This window comes from Synechococcus sp. W60.1 (assembly GCF_047461575.1).
Lineage (GTDB): Bacteria > Cyanobacteriota > Cyanobacteriia > Thermostichales > Thermostichaceae > Thermostichus.
Map to the genome: position 1 here is coordinate 389,432 of NZ_JANSHL010000001.1, position 16,307 is coordinate 405,738.

Here is a 16,307-nt window from a genome sequence, read left to right on the forward strand (position 1 = left end):
CCGTTTCTCTGGTTGGTGGTTACCCTAGATGCGGTTCAAGTTGCTGTTGCAAAGCTCGGATTTTCTCCTAACCTATCTCTTGTGCTGCTGACCCTAGTAATTATTGGGAGTACGATTAATATCCCCCTTTATGAGAGAGTTTCCAAAGTAGCTATGGTACCTGATTTGGATCGATTGTGGACGATGCGCTTCTTTTGGGGTATTCCCTTAAGGCGAATTGAACAGAAAACGATTGTGGCGTTGAATGTCGGGGGTGGTCTGATTCCAACCCTATTGGCCATTTATCAGTTTACCCGTGTTTCGCCAATTTTGATTGTGCTTGTCACGGCTGTGGTGACAATAGTTAGTTATTATTCTGCCCAGGTGGTGCCGGGGATTGGGATTCAAATGAATGCCTTGATTGCTCCCCTAACGGCGGCGATGACTTCTGTGCTATTAACGGCGGGGTCTGATGTTGTGGCAGCACCGATTGCCTTTGCTGGTGGTGTATTGGGAACACTAATTGGGGCTGACCTGTTACACCTGCCCCAAATTGAGCGGATGACTCCAGGCATTCTTAGTATTGGTGGGGCTGGGGTTTTTGATGGTATTGCGCTGTGCGGTTTATTCGCCGTTTTGCTGACTTAGAAATTACTCAGAAATTCCAACAATTCACTTAATTGGTACATTCGGTTGGCTCGTAATTTATTCTGAAAAACGTTCTGAACAACACGACTTATCCCTAAAATTGATCCCCCATTAAGGTGGTTTTTCCACCAACTCATATAGTTCTAAATCCGTTGGCGAACAGGAATGACAGCCCCCACACTTCCGCTGGTGTACGGGGCGCACCCGCCCTTTGCGAATTAATACATCCAGGATCGGACGGAGGGCATCGGCATCCATTTGCCAGTGTTGACATAATTTGGTCAACGAAACTTGCCGGTGCGTTTGCAGATAACGTTGTAGGTCTTGCAAGAGCATCCCTTACCTCCCGGAGGGTACCCGCCGCAAACGGGGGCTACTGACGGCACGCAATCCCCACAAAACCCCCAACTGTACCAGCATGAGTCCCAATACCCACAACAGGGAACGTGCGGGGTGTTCATTAAAAGTCATGAACTGGTAATAAAAGGTGGCAACCCAATAGGCTAGCCCGGTTGTCCAGCCAGCAACAAACACCGTCCAGCCCAGATTGGTTTCCCGATAAATCGCCGCCGTTGCCGACACACAGGGGAAATACAGCAGGACAAACAGCAGAAACGCAATTGCCGCCGTGGTACTGCCAAAACGGAGAGCCATTTGACCAAAGGTAGTCGTCTGCACCCCCAATTCCTCCGCCACTGCCTCCTCATCCCCACTCCTGCGGACTACCCCCATCCCCAGCGGGTCCAGCAACTGCTCCCCTAGGGCGGCAAAATTTTGGGGAATGCTGGTCACTGCTTCCTGGAGACCCCCCCACAGGTCAAACTCTGCCGGTGGTTCCCCAACCTCTGCCGCTTCCGCCTGCGCCAACTGCCCATAGAGGGAATTCATCGTCCCCACCATCACCTCCTTGGCAAACATCCCGGTAAACAGCCCCACCGTCGCTGGCCAATTCTCCGGTCGCACCCCCATCGGTGCAAATACTGGCGTAATCTGCCGACCAACCGCACTGAGCAGGGAATCGGTACTGTCCTGTTTCCCAAAGGAACCATCCGTTCCCACCGAATTTAACAAGCCCAAAATCATCACCATCACGATAATCATCCGCCCCGCTTTGGTAATAAACGCTTGCAACCGTCCCCAGGCGTGGATGGCTACCCCCTTGAGCGTGGGCAAATGGTAGGGCGGCAATTCCATAATGAAGGGAGCCGCTATCCCCTGTAGCAGGGTGCTTTTCATCACCAAACCCGTAAACACCGCCGCCCCAATGCCAATCAGGTAGAGCAGAAACACCACATTTTGGGCATTTTTCGGAAAAAACGTCGCCCCAAACAGGGCATACACGGACAGCCGCGCCCCGCAGGACATAAACGGGTTCATCAGAATCGTCATCAACCGATCCCGCCGATTTTCCAGGGTACGGGTCGCCATAATGGCGGGGATATTGCACCCAAACCCCACCAGCATCGGCACAAAGGACTTCCCTGGCAAGCCAATCCACCGCATCAGCCGGTCCATCACAAACGCCGCCCGCGCTAAATACCCCGAATCCTCCAACACCGATAACAAAACAAACAACAAGCCAATTTGGGGAATAAACGTCGCCGTTGTCTGAATGCCACCCCCCACCCCATCTGCCAACAGCCCAATCAGCCAGCCGGGAGCGTGGAGTTGTTGCAACACATGCGCCGTGCCGTCCACCGCAATCGTGCCCACCCCTATATCAAAAAAATCAATAAACACACCCCCCACGTTAATAGCGATGAAAAACATGACATACATAATCACTAGGAAGATGGGAATTCCTAACCAACGGTGCAACACCCAGCGGTCAATCCGCTCCGAAATGGTTTGGCTGACCTGCCCAGGCAGAGTAACTGTCGCCGTCACCACCTCCCGAATCCAGGTGTAACGGACATCAGCAATCAATAGGTCAATCTCTTCCCCCAGGGTTTGGAGCATCTCCTGCCGGTACTGCTGGAAACGGCTTGGTAATGCCGGTGAGTCGTTCGCCCTATCCGCCGATTGCAACCAGTACAGCACTGCCCAAGGGGAACCCAGCCCTTCCTCGTGGGACAGTTCGGTAAACGCCTGCTCTATCAGCGGGGGATAAACAGGGCGCACCCCCGCCCCCTGCGGCTGGGTCAATGCCTGCCGGATGACTGCCTTAAGTTCTGCCACCCCCCGCCCCCGATGGGCACACAAAGGCACGACCGGACAGCCCAACCGCTGTTGCAAACCAGCCACGTCAATCCGTATCCCCCGCCCTTCCGCTTGATCCATCATGTTCAGGGCAATTACCAGCGGCACCCCCATTTCCAAAAGCTGGGTCGTCAGGTAAAGATTCCGCTCCAGATTGCTGGCATCCAGGATATTCACCACCAGGTTGGCTTCACCGCTGAGCAGGTAATCCCGTGCCACCTGTTCATCCAGCCCCGTGCCCCCCGCTGCCACATCCAGGGAATAAATCCCCGGCAAATCCACCACCGTCACCGTTTGCCCCTGATCCCGGTAGGTGCCCTCCTTGCGTTCCACCGTCACCCCGGGCCACTTCCCCACCCGTTGGCGCGCCCCCGTCAAAGCATTAAATAACGTCGTTTTCCCACAGTTGGGATTTCCCACCAGAGCAATCGTCTGCTTGCTCATTTCCCATCACTCCCTACAGGCACTACCTGTAATGCCGCTGCTTCCCCTTTGCGCAGACTCAGGGCAAACCCCCGCACCTCAATTTCCGTCGGGTCTCCCAAGGGCGCATGGCGTTTCACCTGCAGGATCGTCCCCGGCGTTAAGCCCATCCCCAGCAATTTCCGCTTGTAATCCCCCGCTCCCGGCGCATAGCCCACCACCCGCACCCGACTGCCAATAGTCGCCTCCCCCAAGGTCATCCTGGGCATTGCCGCCTCCCATCGCTCGACACCAATCCGTTCCGCCATACCCGCCCCCAACCCCCACCGCTGACCTTGACATTCCACCAGCACCGACCCGGAATCCAGATGGCTCAGCACCGTCAGCACCGCCCCCTGGGTGATGCCCATGCCCACCAACCGGGGATTGGCATCATCACAATCCACCCGCACCACCCGCACCCGTTCCCCTGCCCGCATTTGAGATAGGGGCATTATTTGCAAATTACCTTCACTAGCAATTCCCGGCTTAGCCCGGCTCACTGCCGCCTCGTTGACATAGGTAAAACCCAGTTTTTGACCGTTATTTCCCGGCTGACTCCCTGAATGTGGCACCAGAACCTCCTTGATTATTAGTGGCGTTTGTAATAACTTTAGACCTGAACATAATAAATATTATTCTCAATTCAATTAAACTAAAACACAAAGGCAACCCGACGGCGCCCCTGCCTTAAGCAAGTTTTAATGCTCAGGACGCCAAATTGTTATCAAATATTACGGATGGGATGGATTATAACTGGGAGGATTCTTGGGAGCGATTGTTTTGCAATGTACTGCCAATACCCTGCAAAATCCCCCGCCCAATCAAGCCCAAGCCCCGCCCAATGATCCGGGTGAGCAGGTAGGCACTGGTACGGCCAATGTAATTTGCCACCGCCCGCAGTATGGGTGCCACCGCATCTTGAAACTCCAACCAGAGGGTGACCAGCCAGGGAATGCCCCGGAGTTGGGCCAGTTCCGCCGTGCGCCCCGCATACACCGGGTACAGGACAATCGCCTGGTCTTGGATACGCAAAAGTTGATAACAACTCTCAAAAATCGCCCGGGGTTCGTCCCAGTAGCGTTGCCAGCGGTAGCGTTGGGAAAGTTGGTTGCGGAGCCGTTCGGTTTCCCGGGTAGAGAGCAGGTTGCGGCGATAAAACCGTTGCTTCACCGATTCATGGTGGGGAAAGCAGTTGAGCAGGGGTTGCACCACCCCGTTGGCGACCTGGATCACCAGATTTTCCAGGAGGATGGCGGCGTGGTCGCTGGCGATTTGGCTGTTGGCCGCATACAAGACCCCATCAATGCCCAGGGGCGTTTGAAAGAGATGAAAGCTAAAAAGGTCCTTGACCAGGGGAATTTTGTCTAAAATCAGGGCGCGCACCGTGTCCCGTTGTGCTAGGAGGATGTCAATCACATCCTGCCCGTCAATGGTGTAATAACGTCCGACAAAATCCGTCAGGGCTTCCTGCCACAGCCGTTCCACCAACTCGGGGCAACGGGGGGTCAGTGCCTCGGGGGTGATGCGGGCTTCGAGCAATTCCGCCAGCAGGGCTTCCCACCGATTGAGAATGGTATTCCACAGTTCCCGTTGTTTTTCAAACCGGAGCAGGTCGGTTTCCAATAATAGATTGCTGGTGTTGGTCAGGGGTTGGTTGAATTTTTGCCGCACCTGGCTCAATCGTTCCCCACTGGGGAGGGCAGGGGGGGGAGTCGCCACGGCGGGGGGGCCAACACGGCTCCCGGTCGCCACAGCCAGGTGATCAACCGGCGGGCGGCGTGCAATTCCCGGATGCGCCCCCGGGTGATCTGGGTTGCCAGCCAGGGACGGGGACGTTGGGCCCATTGCTGGCATTGCGCCAGGGCCGTCTCAATTTGCGCCAAACCCTGGGTATACAACTCGGAACGCCAGCGGGGGGTGAGGATGGCCGGTTGCAACCAGGGGGAATAGCCCCCCAAAATGGCCTGCATCCATTGCCAGAGGGTCGCCGCCGGGGTGTACCGTTCCACATACGCCGCTAGCCCCAGTTGTTGAAATTGTAAAAGCTGATCCCGGCTCACCGGGGGGCCCAGGGCGAGGATGGGCAGGTGGGGGTAACGGCGGCGCAGGGATTGGCACAGGGGAATGTCCACCGGTTCCAAATCCACCACCAGCAAATTCACCAGGGGTTGGGTCTGTTGCAACCGTTCGCTCAAGAGATTTTGCAAATCCCCCGGTTGGTCGCTGGCCAAAGTTTGGATCCGCTGCATTAATTCTCTGGAATCTAAGGAATTATTTTCGTTAACCAGTTGTCCCAATAAAGAAGTCCAGACAAGAACTGTTCTCTGTCTTACTTTACCCTCTTGAGCATTGGACTGGTTAACATATCCTATGGCCGAGAGTAAGCCAAAAACTCTCAGGTGCTGGGAAAGTCGGAGCACTGCGTTGAGATCTTCCTGAGAAAGAGACTGTTTCCCCTGAGATTTTATGTACTGTTGGATGTGTTTATAGGCTAGCAGGCTGATATGCTCCGGGCGCACGCCTGTTGGTTGTCGCTCAGACGACGTAGGAACAGGGGATCTGTCTATTGGCGGGTTGGTTAGCTTTGCTCTCCAATTTGGGATTTGGAGGAACGGGCTTAGGAGAGCTCTTGGCGTACTTGTTTTTCGACATCCTTAAACTCCTGCGGTGTTTTCAGATTTGGCTTGTAGAGCGGGCGGAGAAGCATTGGAGACCCATCCTTGAACCCAGCCTCGTCCAACGTTGGCTTGTCCTCCTACTTGGAACAAACCTTGAAGAATGTTGATCAAAATCTCATGTTCTTGGGTGAGATCTTGCTGATAGGGCAGGGGGCTATATCCCCAAGTAAAATAAAGAATCGTGTCACGAGGGATGCACACATCTGTCCAAAACACTTCTGCCGAGCCTACTTGGTTAGCTCCTTCAGGATCTTCCTGAATCTTGTTACGGATCTGCGTCCAAAGGGAGTGCTCCATCAAGATCTGGAAATCGCTGTCGGGAAGAATGATCCGATTGTGTTTCCAGGTTTTTTGGGTATCCCCCTGTAAAACAGTAGGCCATTCCCCGGCCAGTGAGAAGGTCTGCCCTTCAGGGAGTTTCTCAACACGCACTTCTGCGTCTGCCACAACATAAACGCCAGGTTTTGTTCCTACAGGGGCTTTGGGCAGAACTGGAAGAGGCTGACGGCACAGCAAGGCGTGATCTCGCAGTAGAGAATGACAACTTACCCAACAGAAAACGGAATCGGATCCTTTTAGAGACATGGTGCGCATCGGCACCCACAATAAACGGGCATCTCCAAACCAGACTTGGTGAACCCCCATTTGGCCATCTTTTTGGAGTTCTCGTCCAAAGAGAGTATCGGCAATTGTTGGATCTTGAAGTGTTACCTCGTTCCGCAGGCTTCCTCGCAAAGAAGAACCTGGGATGTAAGGAAAGTTGGTGTGAGATTCACGGGCAATTTCCAGGATGTTGCCTAGGTCGCCTTCTCCACCGCAATGGATGGGGGCAAGGCTGTAAAGATAGCCAACGCGAAAGTCAGGTTGAATCATTTCACAATCCCCCACAAAAGTGTGCCGTAATTCAACGATGCAAAAGTCTGCAACTGGGCGCATGGGTTACCCACAAGCTGCCTTGGCGGTGGCGGATCCTCCTTGAAGTGATACACTGTGCCGGCGGGGATGAAAGCCCGTTGAGGTAGCAGCGCAAAGTCTAATCGCTCACTGCCCTGTCGCCGAACCGCAGAAATTCCACCCCATAGCAAGGCCCGATCCGTGGCGCATCCCGCCAGATAAGGCTGCCACTGGGAGGGATAGGCCTGATAGATGCGGGGATCCGCTTCAGGCTGCGCTAAGCCCGGAGTGAGTAGATAAGCCACCCGACCCGTCCCCTGCCGAAACCGCTCCCAATCGATGCCGGGATCCCAATCTTCCAGAGGCGTGACCAAGGCGCGATGCCCCTCTCCCCCCAGGCGAACGGTGGTGGTCGGGATCCGAGCACTGATGGCTGCCGCCAATCGCCATCCCCACCGCAGCCGGGTTGCCACCTCGGTAAAGTAGCCCGCCTCCTCTTTCACTTGGCGAGTGTCAGATTTGATGTCGATGTGAGGTAGTACCTGGGTATCCCAGGGATCCTCATGAAAGTCGTCGGCCTGGGGCAAGGATCCCTGTAGATAGGCACTCAGCGCCGAGGCCCGCATCCAGGGATAGGGACGACCTTTGATGTACTCCCCTTTTTTGAGAGGCGGAGGCACCAGGGGCGGGAGTTTTTGATCATCCCAGCCGATAGATTTTCAAGGATACCCCTCGACCGGCTGCAGACGAGAGTACTTGTCTCCCCGGATTTTCTCCTCGAAGTTATCTTCTGGGATAGCGTCTGGATCAGCATGGGGATCCGATTGACCCGTAGCCAGGAGATCCTTGGGAGCGGGTAGCCAGAGCGTATCTTGCTCATCCAGGAGAAATGGCCCCAGGAACTTGAGATTTCGAGCCTTGTCTGAGGTGTAGGGCAGGGCGGAGCGTAGCGCTTGAAAGATCGTGGTGGGCATAGGGGGAAATAATCCTTTCGCCCAGGATCCCTTGCCAGGAGAAAAAGGTTTGCTCTCGCGAAAGAGCAGCACATCCATAGGCTCTAGGGCGTACCAGTACAGTTGAGTTTCAGACATAAGAATTACCTGCCTTGTGGAAATAAATCTTCGACACAGAAGGTGACCTCAGAGAAAGCCAAAGGAGAGAGGCAATCACGCTCTTTAACCACTTGCACTTCTTGATAAAAACCTTCCGCAAGGTGTGATAAAGAGCGCTCTCCTTGGCCTTGACATCAACAACCCAGTCATCCCAGATCCCGGCTTTAATAACTCCACCCGGTCGGCATCGGTCAGCACACCGTTTTCGATCATGTGATGGTAATCTTCAACTCTCCAGGGGTGAATATTTCGTAACTTGGCTTTGTCTTGTAACCGCATCTCGATCCTCTTACTTTGCCTCAATTTCCTGAGGTTTTTTGATCCAATCATCTCGTTGTTTTTTCTTGTCTATCCAAAAGGCTGAGAATCTCAAGAGATTACCCAAATCTCTAGGAGTGGTGCCCAGAGCCTCTGACTTGCCTTGAAACTCGAATGCCCAGCTTTCCCAGGCATTGATCCAGTTCACCAAAAGCTCCCGAACAGGTTCCAGCTTCTCAGCTCGGTCTAGTCGCGCCAAAATTGTGGTGGTGGCCAGCTTAAACAGCTTGTTATTTGCAGAGATCACACAGCGCAGCGGCAGTTCTTCGGCCAAACGATATAGCACTGGCCCCAGATCCAGTTCCGGCCCTTGCTTTAACCAGTCCCACCATTGCTCCAGCAGTTTCCCTTTCATGAGAGCTTCCAGGGTATTCCCGGATTGGTAAATGACCCGGAAGCAAAGACCATCCTTGCCAGGGATCTTCTTGGCTCGATGCTTCTCAGCTTCCCAGAGATTTTCCAGGACGGTGGGCAGAGGGATCCCTTTGTTGGCGATCACCACGCCGATGCTCATGGTGGCTCCTTCGCCCATGGTGAAAAGGGGACGATTGGGCAGGCCGGAGAGATCTTTACCCGGCTGGGGATGCCAAAATCCTCCTTCAAATCTGAACTCGTCTTTGGGATCCCGTTTCCCACACCAATTCCCACACCAAGCTGCGCGCAGGAAGAGGAGATATTCGGGCAGATCTTCTAAGGGCAAGAGAGCCATGACATCGTCTCCGCCACTGTAGACCACCCGACCACAGAAGCGTTTCTCCGTCAGGTAAGGAACTAGTCGATTGGAGAAATCCAACAAGGCCCGATTAAGCCCCACGTGGGTGGCTGGCCCCATGCGCTTTTTGACATTTTGCAGAAGCTCCTGCCACTCCAAGCCATTCTTCTTCAATTGATCGGCAACATCTTCAGGCAGGTAGGTCTCATAGGGGTGTAGCCTGGAGCCGCTGACATACTTGCCCATGTTGTCTCCATCCGCCAGTACAATCACCCACCAGTCGGAGGGACTGCCCCCGGTTAGACCCACCTGTCGATGGGCTTGATCCACGGCTTCTCGCAATAGGGCAATATCTTCAGGATCCTGGAGCCCCAGATCGTCCACCAGCCATCTGCTGGAAAACATCACTCCGTTGTAGGGTGCTTCTCCCCTCGTCCGCTGGGAGAGGGGTTGGGGATCAGGAATCATTTGCTCATCCGTCTTCGGCACCTGAAAAGGGCGGCGCGTCAGGGATCCAAATCGATCCCGATATTCCGGCAGAACTTGTCGGATCTGCTTCTCCAACACGTGCCAATACTGTTTCACCTTTTCGGGAGCATCATGGGCAAAGCGGGCTGCTGCAATGGAGCTGAGGTTGGGAAACCGGATCAGGTTTTCCAGATCGTCCTCTTCTTCGGCTACTCCCAGAGAGTTGGCAATGCCCCCATACTTCCAGGCCATGCGTTTGGTCAGTTCCACCGCGTTCAACATCTCCGAGCCGTTGAAAAGCCCCGGATAAACTTCGGCCATCAGTTTCCAGAACATGCGCAGGGATCCCGCCGGCAACCCTGCCCCTTCACGGAATCGATCCCGATAGAGCAAATTGGGGTGAACCGCGCTGTACATGCCTGAGAGGGTAGACCGCTCCCCAGGGGCCACCGGGATCTGCCAGGTGCGGGTATTTTTAATAGCCTGAATCGACTGACCCAAACGCGCTTGCAAGCTGCCCCACCAGGTGTCCACATTCAAATTCCCATAGGCTTTTTCTTCAGGGTTGGTCGGCAATTCAACTCGGCTTTGGGCTAGAGTTTGCTGGGATTCTTTCCAGGACTTGTAGTCGGGATCTTTAGTTTTAGCTTGCAAAGGCTTGTCGGGATCCCCCAGCGGAACCAGAGTCCAATAGCTTTCCCAAGTATGATCTAGCTGAGCCTCCCAAAGCTTATTCCATTCCCAATTGGATTGGTGCTTCCATTTCTCAAACTCTCTTTCGTAGTTGATGTGGGATCCTTCGGTAGTTCCCATGGTTGGGGCAATTTTTTCCCATATTTCCGATCCTCTATCATTGAGAGTTTGTACACATCTCTCACGAATATGATCTCGGACTTTAGTTCCAACCTCTTTCCAGATTTTGCGCATCTCCTGCGTGATTTTTTCTGCAAAGGCTTTGGCCTCTTCTCTGGGCACCAGAGCCGTGATCACGTTGGGAAATCCGGCAGTGCTTAGACTGGTGGGCACGTGATCGTTGAATCGAGTTATGGGAGTGGATCCCTGGGCATCTCCATGGCAGTTATCAAGCCGGTCAATCTCTCGGAAATAGCACTCAAACTCCGGGAACTTCTTCAGGATCCAGGCATCGATGATCTCTTGACCCCACAGAGAAGGGGTAATCACGGCATCCGGCCCGTAGCGCTCAGCAATGAACCAGCAGAGGCGGGCACTCAGGTAGTGCAGCAGATAGGATCCAGACCAAAAGTCCAATAATTTCCTGGAAGATTTGATAAACTCTTGCACTGGAGAGAAGGTGAACAACATAAAGATCAGCGCGAGAGATCGGATCCGAGGGTTGCCACTCACGCGGGAACAAGGCCCCGGCCAGCGCCGAGACAATACTGTTGTGATCGTGGATGGGACAGTCTGGGATGCGAGTGTCGGCAGGCAACAAAAGAGCGGCGGGAGTGTTGATCCCAGTTTCTTGAACCACCAACTGGGGATAAAACCGCCAGAACCACCAGAAGGCTTTTTCCGGATCTGCATGGCGCACCTGCTCATAGGGGATGATCCGATTTTGAATCTCTTCCAGTTGTGCTTCGGTTAGCTGATTCCAAATCTGGATATCCTGCTTTTCTCCAGACAGAGGGTGACGCACTTCCACTTGAGTAAGCCCGCCCAGTTGCTCCGCATCTTTATAGATGTTTCTGATGGTCAATCGATCTGAGGCAGCAGCAATATGATCCGAAATCACCCCCTGATGAGACTGCCACCACTCCTCCAACTCCGCCCCGTGATGATACAACTCCGCCACCTGCTGCCAAGGGCCTTTGCCGTTTTTGTACTGATACAAAGACTTGAGCTGGGGATCGTGTAGCAGGGCAAACAGTTTTCGACGAAAATAGGCTGTTGTTTCCACCGATTTTTCCATTAGTTCCACTTCCTCCTGAACACTTGAACAACAGCATAAATGGGTACCTATATCCTGCTGCCACCGGTAACGCGAACGGCAAAATAGTTCATATTGCTAAACAACAAGGGATCCCGGCGGGGAGAGCACCCCTGGCCCACCCCAACTTTCCACCTTGGCCAGGGTGTGGTCGGTGAGGGGATAGAAACGAACGTGGTCTTCCGGCAAACGGAGACGAGGTTGAAGTCGGCGTTTCAAGTCTTGGTACTGATGCTGCTCCAGTCGGCATTCAAAGACGCTGTACTGAACCCGCCGGCCATAGCCTTCAAGCAAGTCAGAGACTTTCTTGCGTCGTTTGTTGTCGGGGATGTCGTAGGTGATGACGTAGAGCTGCATGTGGGATCCCCTCAGCGGATGAGGAACGGCAAGTAAACAGGGATCTGATCATTTACATCATTTACAAACTGCTTGTAGGTCTGCACCTGCCGGTTGATGACGGCCCAGCACAGTACCCCATGTGGGAAAGATAGGCGATGGGGATGTTGCGCTCTAGGCAACTCTGGATCAGTTGGGTTGTGACTTGGGCATGGCCAAAGATCAAAATCTGATCCAAGTGGGGCAATTGAGCCTGTTGAAGAACAGCTCCAGCCCGTTTGACAACCAGGCGTTCCTGGTCGAGGCTGAGGTAGCAATCCTGTTGGGACACATAGAGTGTTCTACCCATGAGGCCACTCCCAGAAGCCTAAAATTGAAGCTGAGGTGGGAACAAAACGGGGTCTTCTTCAAGTTAAAAGTCAGGCCCAAAAATGCTGTAAGGGAAGATGCGAATGGCGAAAAAGCAGAGCAGGGTTTCTGGTGTGGGATCCGTTCGTGACGGTGCGCTCCTGATGTAAAGATCTGCAAACCCTGAGACACTACGGCATCCTTGGGGATCTGGTGTATCGTTGGGGCTACTATCTCGGCTCTAGCACCATGACCGAAGTGGAGTTCAACACCGCCCTCAGCGAGGGGATCCCAAAGCCCAAGAGGTCTTTCAGGCCCAAAAGCCGCGGTTCGGTTGACGCAGACGAGACAGAGCAAATCAGGGCACTGAAGGTCTCACTCTGGCAAACGAGCAAAGCTGACCCCTCGGTAGTAGTAGGCCAAAATTTGGCGGTAAGTCCAGCCTCGGCGGGCCAATTCTTGGGCGCCCCACTGGCTCATGCCAATGCCATGCCCAAACTTGGGATAGGGGCTGACATCCGGTAAGCTCATCAAATAAGGGATCCCACTCACCCCGACGGTTTGGCCGCCGCTGCTGGCGCTGTACATGGCATTGACAAACTGACCCCCATACACCATGACCACACCACGGGTGGCTTGTGTTGCTTCCAGGGCGGCTGCCGACCGCTGGGAAAGCCCTCGGTACACCTGGGAGCGAGTATCGCTAAACACATCAAACCAACCGCGGGAATTGCGATGGTAAAGAACGTAGCTGCGGGCTGCCACCGCTTGCGCCTTCAGGGCTTCTGGGAAGAACCGGGATCCCATTTCTGCATCCACCACACTGGCCACATAGTCTTCTAGATCCACGTAGTTGATGGCCATCACCATGTTGTAGCCAGTCAAGAGCACCTTGCCGGAGTACCAGCGGCCATTCACTGCCACCAGGCCACCCTCCTGAGGTTCGATGAACAACGCCGGGTCAACCACCCCATGCAGACGCACCCCTTGAGGGCTGGGCTGAGCCAAAAACCCTTGCATAGGGGGCAGATCTGCCAGCACCTCTCCCCGACCGTTGATCAGTTGGGCAGGGAGAGAAACGCCTACCACCAGAGGGGCAGTGGTATCGGCCAATTGCACTCGCACCGTCACCCCCCAGACGGCTTCCACCCATCCCCAGAAGGTACTGACCACCAGGGATCCCATCAGGGCCAGCCAATGCCGCGCTTCCATAGCCCGTGCCCAGAGTTGCTTTTTGTACACCAACTCCAGCTTAGGATAAGGCAAGTTTCCAGAAATGGGCCGGTTGGTTGGCAGCAACTGCAGAGGGCTTGAGCCTCAGTTCTTGACGGGGTGTGGGGGATCTGAGTATGGAACTATCTATGAACGGGATCCCGTTTCCAGCGGAGCGGGCCGATCCGGCGGCTCCAGAGGGTCGGGTTCTTGCGACCCAAGCCGATTGCGGCCGCCCTCTAGATGGACCGAAGAGCTATCCGGCCCCAGGCCCAAGGCAAAGCGCAGCGAGTCCCCCGGTCGCCCATTGGAGAAGAAGAGAAAAGAACCCAAGGAAGCCAAGGAAAGAAGAGCCGCATAGCCAAACATGGCTCGATAGCCGGATCCCGCTGCTAAGGTGCCCAAAAGGGGCCCCGCCAGGCCAATGCCCAAATCAAACCCGCACATCACCAAGCTAAACAGGCGACCCCGCTCCGCCGGCTCCGAGCGATCGGCCACGAGGGCAGAGATGAGAGGGATCAAAGTACCAAAACCGCAACCCACCACGATCCCAGCAGCCAGAAAAGCGCCGGTGCTGTTGGCAACAATCAGGATCCCCATTGCCAAGGCATAGGTGGCCAAGCTGAGGGAGATAAATGGCCCCCGCCCATAGCGATCGGAAGCGCGACCGGTGAGCAGGCGCACTCCAAAGCTGGCAAAGGCCACTGCCGTATAAAAAAGACCTGGATTCAGGGGAGCTCCGGCTTCTTGGATTAACAAGGCCACAAAGGTGGTCTGGGTGCCGAAGGCCAACCCCACCAAAAACATCACCCAAGCGAGGGAGCGCACCTTCGGGCTGCCCAGAAAGCTCCAGAAGGCCCCATCCATCGGCAGGGATCCCCAATGCTCACGCCGCTGTTCTCGAACCAGTTGGGTACAAAGAAAGCCCACCAACCCCAGCAGAGCAGAGAAGAGAAACGAAGGGCCATAGCCGGCAAACTCCTGCAAAAAGCCGCCCAAAGCAGGGCCAATGGCTGCGCCGATCGGATTGACCAAACTCATGTAGCCCAGGATCTCACCCCGTTTTTCTTCTGGGGCAAAATCCACCACCAAAGTCACATAGGCCGTGGCAAAAGCGGCGATGCTAACCCCATGAAAGGCTCGCACCAGCGCTACCCATGGGATCCAATCGGAGAGCCAGTATCCTATGGGGGCCATCCCCACCACCCCCATGCCGATAAGCAGCACGATCTGCCGGCTGTGGCCATCCGCCAGGCGACCCAACGCAGGGCGAAAGGCCAGCAACCCAATCGAAAAGGCCCCCATTACCCAGCCCACTTGCTGGCTGGTGCCACCGGCATCTCTGACGTAGAGAGGCAACGTGGGCAGCAGCGAGGATAAACTGGCCCAAAAGAGCAGCCCAGCCACAAACAAAATGCCCAAGTTGCGCCGCTGTGCCGGCTGCAGCTGCCCGAATACCCTCACGCCAACTCCTTATGCAAAATGGAACTCAAAGCGTTCTCCCAGAACCGCGCCCTAGGATAAGCCCACCTTCGCCGGATCCCTCAGCCCGAAATATTTAGGTGCTAACCTTTCTGATTGTAACCGTATGGTCTGGGGCTGGGAACCGGCCCTGCTCGCCTTTGCAGGCGCCTCCAGTCTGGGATAACAGCTAACCTCAAGTTACCTAGAGATGCGCTTTTTGGACTCCGACCCATGCCTGAACGATCGGATCCCCTCACTCGCAGCTTGATTGCCCTGATCCGGGGTTACCAGGTGGGTATTTCTCCTTGGCTGCCGCCTGCTTGTCGCTACTACCCCACCTGCTCCCAGTACACCTTGGAAGCGGTGCGGCGCTACGGTGCCCTACGTGGGGGTTGGCTGGGGCTCCGTCGCCTCTGTCGCTGTCATCCCTGGCACCCAGGGGGCTACGATCCAGTTCCCGATTTGCCGGGATCCGCGCCGACCCAGAAACCATTCCACTAGCCGGACTCAGGAGACATTTAGGTCGATTGTGGGTAGCAGGCCACAACCTCGATTTCTACTCGGGCATTGAGGGGCAGGCGAGCCACCTGCACGCAAGAGCGGGCCGGAGCCGGATCGGTGGCAAAAAACTCTCGATAAACCTCGTTCATGGCCGCAAAGTCCTCCATATCGGCCAGGAAAACCGTTGTCTTCACCACATTGGCGAGAGTGGTGCCCCCCGCTTCCAGCACTGCCTGCACGTTCAGCAACGCCTGCCGAGTTTGAGAAACAATGTCCTCCCCCACCAGTTTGCCGGTTTTGGGATCCAGGCCCACCTGTCCGGCGGTGAACAGAAACGGCCCCAGAGCAGTAACGCCCTGGCTGTAAGGGCCGACAGGAGCGGGGGCAGCCTCAGTTTGCACAGCACAAGGGCCTGGCCCGATTTGGCCCTGCTGGTGGCCGATCTCTGGCTTGGCCGGCTTCGTCTGCTCCATAGAGGTTTGCCCAACTCTGTCGCTACGCTACCACAGGTGGATTGCCGAAGAGCGGGGCTGAGAATGCCAAGATGAATTTCAAGATGAATTTGTTGATAGGGTGTTGATAGGGAGAGGGATCCATGCCTTTGATCAAGCTGCAAACGTCTGTGCAACCAGAAATCGCCGCAGTAGAGGAACTGCTCAAGGTGCTGTCTGCTGCTCTATCTGAACAGTTGGGCAAGTCGGAAGCCTACGTGATGACTGCCTTTGAAGGTGGGATCCCGATGACCTTTGCCGGCAGTGGGGATCCCTGTTGTTACCTAGAAATCAAGAGTATCGGGCAATTTTCCGCCCAACAAACCCGAGCCATGAGCGAGTTTTTTTGCGGCACCATCGAGGCCCGATTGGGGATCCCCAAGAAGAGGATTTACATTGAGTTCAGCGATGCCAAAGGCTATCTTTGGGGATGGAACGGCACGACTTTCGGGTAAAGATACTTCCCCCACTCCAAGAGCTGTCTACTCTGGCTTGCCCTAGCTCGCCTCACAAGAACTTTGTAGGAGTTTAGCC

General features: G+C 55.0%; 18 protein-coding genes. 3 read left to right on the top strand and 15 right to left on the bottom strand.

What is annotated here, in order from left to right:
* Positions 1-15 precede the first annotated feature (15 nt).
* Positions 16-627, top strand: a complete 612-nt coding sequence (locus NW805_RS01800; protein ID WP_414421447.1) for a DUF1614 domain-containing protein — start codon at positions 16-18, stop codon at positions 625-627.
* Between the two features lie 111 nt (positions 628-738).
* Here NW805_RS01800 and NW805_RS01805 read toward each other — a convergent pair whose 3' ends face one another.
* From NW805_RS01805 to NW805_RS01870, 14 genes are all read right to left on the bottom strand, one after another.
* Positions 739-963: a FeoC-like transcriptional regulator gene (locus NW805_RS01805; RefSeq protein ID WP_414421448.1), complete on the bottom strand. Its 225-nt coding sequence runs from the start codon at positions 961-963 to the stop codon at positions 739-741.
* A 3-nt stretch (positions 964-966) separates the two neighbouring features.
* Positions 967-3,270, bottom strand: a complete 2,304-nt coding sequence (gene feoB, locus NW805_RS01810) for a Fe(2+) transporter permease subunit FeoB (protein WP_414421449.1) — start codon at positions 3,268-3,270, stop codon at positions 967-969.
* Positions 3,267-3,743: a ferrous iron transport protein A gene (locus NW805_RS01815; RefSeq protein WP_414421450.1), complete on the bottom strand. Its 477-nt coding sequence runs from the start codon at positions 3,741-3,743 to the stop codon at positions 3,267-3,269. Before NW805_RS01815 ends, feoB begins: the two co-directional genes overlap by 4 nt.
* Positions 3,744-4,038: 295 nt before the next feature.
* Positions 4,039-5,010 carry a DUF3685 domain-containing protein gene (locus NW805_RS01820; protein WP_414421451.1) on the bottom strand — a complete coding sequence of 324 codons (972 nt, stop codon included), beginning with the start codon at positions 5,008-5,010 and terminating at the stop codon, positions 4,039-4,041.
* Positions 4,968-5,540 (bottom strand): hypothetical protein, encoded by a 573-nt coding sequence (locus NW805_RS01825; RefSeq protein ID WP_414421452.1) that lies wholly within the window; start codon positions 5,538-5,540, stop codon positions 4,968-4,970. The genes NW805_RS01820 and NW805_RS01825 overlap by 43 nt, the downstream gene beginning before the upstream one ends.
* Positions 5,541-5,945: 405 nt before the next feature.
* Entirely contained in the window at positions 5,946-6,842 is an 897-nt protein-coding gene (locus NW805_RS01830) for an RAMP superfamily CRISPR-associated protein (RefSeq protein WP_414421453.1), read from the bottom strand.
* The gene (locus NW805_RS01835; RefSeq protein ID WP_414421454.1) at positions 6,839-7,543 is read right to left on the bottom strand and encodes a type III-B CRISPR module-associated Cmr3 family protein; all 705 of its coding nucleotides are present in this window, start codon (positions 7,541-7,543) and stop codon (positions 6,839-6,841) included. Before NW805_RS01835 ends, NW805_RS01830 begins: the two co-directional genes overlap by 4 nt.
* A 39-nt stretch (positions 7,544-7,582) precedes the next feature.
* Complete coding sequence (locus NW805_RS01840; protein ID WP_414421455.1) at positions 7,583-7,954, bottom strand: type III-B CRISPR module-associated Cmr3 family protein; 372 nt, start codon at positions 7,952-7,954, stop codon at positions 7,583-7,585.
* 310 nt (positions 7,955-8,264) lie between these two features.
* Positions 8,265-10,742, bottom strand: coding sequence for a type III-B CRISPR-associated protein Cas10/Cmr2 (gene cas10 / locus NW805_RS01845; RefSeq protein WP_414421456.1), 2,478 nt, complete (start codon positions 10,740-10,742; stop codon positions 8,265-8,267).
* Positions 10,675-11,403 carry a hypothetical protein gene (locus NW805_RS01850; RefSeq protein WP_414421457.1) on the bottom strand — a complete coding sequence of 243 codons (729 nt, stop codon included), beginning with the start codon at positions 11,401-11,403 and terminating at the stop codon, positions 10,675-10,677. The genes cas10 and NW805_RS01850 overlap by 68 nt, the downstream gene beginning before the upstream one ends.
* A 96-nt stretch (positions 11,404-11,499) precedes the next feature.
* The gene (cas2, locus tag NW805_RS01855) at positions 11,500-11,778 is read right to left on the bottom strand and encodes a CRISPR-associated endonuclease Cas2 (RefSeq protein ID WP_414421458.1); all 279 of its coding nucleotides are present in this window, start codon (positions 11,776-11,778) and stop codon (positions 11,500-11,502) included.
* 61 nt (positions 11,779-11,839) lie between these two features.
* Positions 11,840-12,106, bottom strand: a complete 267-nt coding sequence (locus NW805_RS01860; RefSeq protein ID WP_414344071.1) for a CRISPR-associated endonuclease Cas1 — start codon at positions 12,104-12,106, stop codon at positions 11,840-11,842.
* Positions 12,107-12,480: 374 nt separating this feature from the next.
* Positions 12,481-13,371: a SpoIID/LytB domain-containing protein gene (locus NW805_RS01865; protein ID WP_414381226.1), complete on the bottom strand. Its 891-nt coding sequence runs from the start codon at positions 13,369-13,371 to the stop codon at positions 12,481-12,483.
* A 93-nt stretch (positions 13,372-13,464) separates the two neighbouring features.
* Positions 13,465-14,781 (bottom strand): MFS transporter, encoded by a 1,317-nt coding sequence (locus tag NW805_RS01870; RefSeq protein ID WP_414381229.1) that lies wholly within the window; start codon positions 14,779-14,781, stop codon positions 13,465-13,467.
* Between the two features lie 231 nt (positions 14,782-15,012).
* Here NW805_RS01870 and yidD point away from each other — a divergent pair, with 231 nt between their 5' ends.
* Positions 15,013-15,282, top strand: a complete 270-nt coding sequence (gene yidD, locus NW805_RS01875; RefSeq protein ID WP_414421459.1) for a membrane protein insertion efficiency factor YidD — start codon at positions 15,013-15,015, stop codon at positions 15,280-15,282.
* Positions 15,283-15,299: 17 nt separating this feature from the next.
* Here the strand turns inward: yidD and NW805_RS01880 are convergent, their stop codons facing one another.
* Positions 15,300-15,683 carry a RidA family protein gene (locus NW805_RS01880; RefSeq protein WP_011432209.1) on the bottom strand — a complete coding sequence of 128 codons (384 nt, stop codon included), beginning with the start codon at positions 15,681-15,683 and terminating at the stop codon, positions 15,300-15,302.
* A gap of 194 nt (positions 15,684-15,877) precedes the next feature.
* Between NW805_RS01880 and NW805_RS01885 the strand changes: the two genes are divergently transcribed.
* Complete coding sequence (locus NW805_RS01885; protein WP_011432208.1) at positions 15,878-16,228, top strand: phenylpyruvate tautomerase MIF-related protein; 351 nt, start codon at positions 15,878-15,880, stop codon at positions 16,226-16,228.
* The last annotated feature ends 79 nt before the right edge of the window (positions 16,229-16,307 follow it).

Bases quoted from the DNA above. Each gene is read 5' to 3' on its own strand.
- NW805_RS01805 (WP_414421448.1), bottom strand. From the start codon at position 963: ATGCTCTTGCAAGACCTACAACGTTATCTGCAAACGCACCGGCAAGTT.
- yidD (WP_414421459.1), top strand. From the start codon at position 15,013: ATGCCTGAACGATCGGATCCCCTCACTCGCAGCTTGATTGCCCTGATC.
- NW805_RS01840 (WP_414421455.1), bottom strand. From the start codon at position 7,954: ATGTCTGAAACTCAACTGTACTGGTACGCCCTAGAGCCTATGGATGTG.
- NW805_RS01830 (WP_414421453.1), bottom strand. From the start codon at position 6,842: ATGATTCAACCTGACTTTCGCGTTGGCTATCTTTACAGCCTTGCCCCC.
- cas2 (WP_414421458.1), bottom strand. From the start codon at position 11,778: ATGCAGCTCTACGTCATCACCTACGACATCCCCGACAACAAACGACGC.
- NW805_RS01885 (WP_011432208.1), top strand. From the start codon at position 15,878: ATGCCTTTGATCAAGCTGCAAACGTCTGTGCAACCAGAAATCGCCGCA.
- NW805_RS01815 (WP_414421450.1), bottom strand. From the start codon at position 3,743: ATGCCCCTATCTCAAATGCGGGCAGGGGAACGGGTGCGGGTGGTGCGG.
- NW805_RS01850 (WP_414421457.1), bottom strand. From the start codon at position 11,403: ATGGAAAAATCGGTGGAAACAACAGCCTATTTTCGTCGAAAACTGTTT.
- NW805_RS01825 (WP_414421452.1), bottom strand. From the start codon at position 5,540: ATGCAGCGGATCCAAACTTTGGCCAGCGACCAACCGGGGGATTTGCAA.
- NW805_RS01860 (WP_414344071.1), bottom strand. From the start codon at position 12,106: ATGGGTAGAACACTCTATGTGTCCCAACAGGATTGCTACCTCAGCCTC.
- feoB (WP_414421449.1), bottom strand. From the start codon at position 3,270: ATGAGCAAGCAGACGATTGCTCTGGTGGGAAATCCCAACTGTGGGAAA.